A 3,260-nucleotide genomic window follows, 5' to 3' on the forward strand; every position below is an offset into this window, starting at 1 on the left:
GATCATGGGCGTGCGCCACACCGCGCTGGCCGGCACCAAGACGCCGCTCGAAGGCGTGCAGTTCCACCCCGAATCGATCCTCACCGAGCATGGGCACGCGATGCTGAAGAACTTCCTGGAGTTGCGCGGATGAACGGCGTCGTCGATCTGCGCAGCGACACCATCACCCGGCCGACACCGGCGATGCGCGAGGCGATGGCCCGCGCCGAGGTCGGCGACGACGTGTTCGCCGACGACCCCACCGTCAACGCGCTGCAGGAGCGCATCGCCGCGCTGCTCGGAAAAGAGGCGGCGCTGTTCGTGCCGACCGGCACGCAGAGCAACCTGATCGGCATCATGAGCCACTGCGGCCGCGGCGACGAATACATCGTCGGCCAGATGGCCCACACCTACCGCTGGGAAGGCGGCGGTGCCGCGGTGCTGGGCAGCGTGCAGCCGCAGYCGCTGGAGCACCAGCCCGACGGCGCGCTGGCGCTCGCCGACATCGAGGCCGCGATCAAGCCCGACGACGCGCACTTCGCCCGCTCGCGCCTGCTGTGCCTCGAGAACACGCTCGGCGGCAAGGTGCTGTCGCAGGCCTACCTGGCCGATGCGACCGGCCTCGCGCRCCGGCGCGGCCTCGCGACCCACCTCGACGGCGCGCGGCTCTTCAATGCCGCGGTGAGGCAGGGCATCGCCGCGCGCGAGATCGCGGCGCACTTCGACAGCGTGTCGGTCTGCTTCTCGAAGGGGCTCGGCGCGCCGGTCGGCTCGGCGCTGGTCGGCTCGAAGGCCTTCATCCACGGCGCGCACCGCTGGCGCAAGATGCTCGGCGGCGGCATGCGCCAGTCCGGCGTGCTGGCGGCCGCGGTGCTGCATGCGCTGGACCACCATGTCGAGCGCCTCGCCGACGACCACGCGCTCGCGCAGCGGCTGGCCGCCGGCCTGCGCGACGTGCCGGGTGTCGCGGTCGAGCCGCCGCAGACCAACATCGTGTTCGTCGACGTGCAAGGCCCCAAGGCTGCTGGCCTGATCGACCACCTGAAGGCGCGCGGCGTGCTGGCGACCGGCCTGTACCGGTTGCGCTTCGTCACGCACCTCGACGTCGATGCCGCAGGCGTCGACCGCGCGATCGCCGCGGTGCGCGAGCACATGAGCGCCTGAATCCTCGACGAGACGAACCATGACCATCAGCAACACCGAAGCCCTGGCCCGCGTCATCGATCACCGCGAGATCTTCCACGACGAGATGCTGACGCTGATGCGCCGCATCATGAGCGGCGAGATGTCGCCGGTGATGATCGCCGCGCTGTCGCTGGGCTTGCGCGTCAAGAAGGAAACCATCGGCGAGATCGCCGCCGCCGCGCAGGTGATGCGCGAGTTCGCGACGCCGGTGGTGGTGGCCGACACGACGCACCTGGTCGACCTGTGCGGCACAGGCGGCGACGCGGCGCACACCTTCAACATCTCGACCGCCGCGATGTTCGTCGCGGCCGCGGCCGGCGCGCGCATCGCCAAGCACGGCGGGCGCAGCGTCTCGTCGAGTTCCGGCAGCGCCGACGTGCTCGAGGCCTTCGGCGCCAACGTCGACCTGAATGCGGCGCAGGTCGCGCAGTGCCTGCAGGAGTGCGGCATCGGCTTCATGTTCGCGCCCAACCACCATGCGTCGATGAAGCATGCCGGCCCGGTGCGCAAGGAGCTCGGCGTGCGCACGATCTTCAACATCCTCGGCCCGCTGACCAACCCGGCCAGCGCGCCGAACCAGCTGATGGGCGTGTTCCACGCCGACCTGGTCGGCATCCAGGTGCGCGTGCTGCAGCGCCTGGGCTCGGAGCACGTGATGGTGGTCTACGGCATGAACGGCATGGACGAGATCTCGCTGTCGGGCGAGACGCTGGTCGGCGAGCTGAAGAACGGCGAGGTGCGCGAGTACATGGTGCACCCGAGCGATTTCGGCATGCCGGTCTACGACACCCGCGTGCTGAAGGTGGCCGACAAGGCCGAGTCGGTGCAGTGCATCCAGCGCGCGTTCGCCAACGAAGACGGGCCGGTGCGCGACATCGTGCTGCTGAACGCCGGCGCGGCGCTGTACTGCGCGAACGTCGCGTCGTCGGTGACCGAGGGCGTGCGGATGGCGCGCGAGGCGGTGGCCTCGGGCAAGGCGCTGGCGAAGCTGAGCCAGTTCGTGGCCGTCACCAACCAGTTCAAGGCAGCATGAGCGACATCCTCGACAAGATCAACGCGGTCAAGCGCGAAGAGATCGCGGCGGCCCGCAAGCTGCGCGACCAAGCCTCGGTGCGGCGCGAGGCCGAATYGCTCGGCGGTCTGCGCGACTTCACGAAGGCATTGCGCGACAAGATGGCCGCCGGCACGGCCGCGGTGATCGCCGAGGTCAAGAAGGCCAGCCCCAGCAAGGGCGTGCTGCGCGAGCACTTCGTGCCGGCCGAGATCGCCGCGAGCTACGAGAAGCACGGCGCCGCCTGCCTCAGCGTGCTGACCGACCGGTCGTTCTTCCAGGGCTCGGTCGACTACCTGAAGGCCGCCCGCGCCGCCTGTGCGCTGCCGGTGCTGCGCAAGGATTTCATGATCGATGCGTACCAGGTGTTCGAGGCGCGTGCGATGGGGGCGGACTGCATCCTGCTGATCGCCGCCTCCCTCGACGATGCGCAGATGGCCGACCTGGAGGCGCAGGCGCAGGCGCTCGGCATGGCGGTGCTGGTCGAGGTGCACGACGGCGCCGAACTCGACCGCGCACTGCGCCTGAGGACGCCGCTGGTCGGCATCAACAACCGCAACCTGCGCACCTTCGAGGTCACGCTCGACACCTCGCTCGGCCTGCTGAAGCAGGTGCCCGGCGACCGGCTGCTGGTGACCGAGAGCGGCATCCTCGCGYGCGCCGACGTGCAGCGCATGCGCGATGCGAACGTGCATGCCTTCCTGGTCGGCGAGGCGTTCATGCGCGCGCCGGATCCGGGCGTGGCGCTGGCCGAGCTGTTCCGGTGAGTGCGGCGGGCTCGCTGAAGGCGCCGCTGGCGCAGGTGCTCGATGCCGCGCCGATCGGCTGGCGCGAGGTGCTGCGGCCCTGGCGCGAATCGGCCGCGGGGCGGGGCTTGATCGAGTTCGTCGACCGGCGCGTGGCCGAGGGGGCGGTGGTCTATCCGCCCGAGCCGTTGCGCGCACTGGAACTGACGGCCTTGTCGGAGGTCCGCGTGCTGATCCTCGGGCAGGACCCGTACCACGGCCCGGGCCAGGCGCACGGGCTCGCGTTCTCGGTGCCGGCC

Annotated in this window: 4 protein-coding genes and 1 pseudogene; all 5 read left to right on the forward strand. The window is 70.5% G+C overall.

Going from position 1 to position 3,260, the window contains the following annotated elements; all coding sequences use genetic code 11:
• Nucleotides 1-133: glutamine amidotransferase-related protein (locus tag AC1D01_RS26680; RefSeq protein WP_477871747.1), on the forward strand; the 133-nt coding region annotated here is incomplete at its 5' end.
• The gene (ltaE, locus tag AC1D01_RS26685; protein ID WP_477871741.1) at nucleotides 130-1,143 is read left to right on the forward strand and encodes a low-specificity L-threonine aldolase; all 1,014 of its coding nucleotides are present in this window, start codon (nucleotides 130-132) and stop codon (nucleotides 1,141-1,143) included. The genes AC1D01_RS26680 and ltaE, both read left to right, overlap by 4 nt.
• A 19-nt stretch (nucleotides 1,144-1,162) precedes the next feature.
• On the forward strand, nucleotides 1,163-2,197 hold the full coding sequence (gene trpD, locus AC1D01_RS26690) for an anthranilate phosphoribosyltransferase (RefSeq protein ID WP_477871743.1): 1,035 nt from the start codon (nucleotides 1,163-1,165) through the stop codon (nucleotides 2,195-2,197).
• Nucleotides 2,194-2,982 carry an indole-3-glycerol phosphate synthase TrpC gene (trpC, locus tag AC1D01_RS26695; protein ID WP_477871745.1) on the forward strand — a complete coding sequence of 263 codons (789 nt, stop codon included), beginning with the start codon at nucleotides 2,194-2,196 and terminating at the stop codon, nucleotides 2,980-2,982. The genes trpD and trpC overlap by 4 nt, the downstream gene beginning before the upstream one ends.
• Nucleotides 2,979-3,260: pseudogene (locus AC1D01_RS26700) on the forward strand (uracil-DNA glycosylase); the annotation flags it as partial. The gene trpC and the pseudogene AC1D01_RS26700, both read left to right, overlap by 4 nt.

The organism is Rhizobacter sp. P3_B12, from assembly GCF_056402895.1.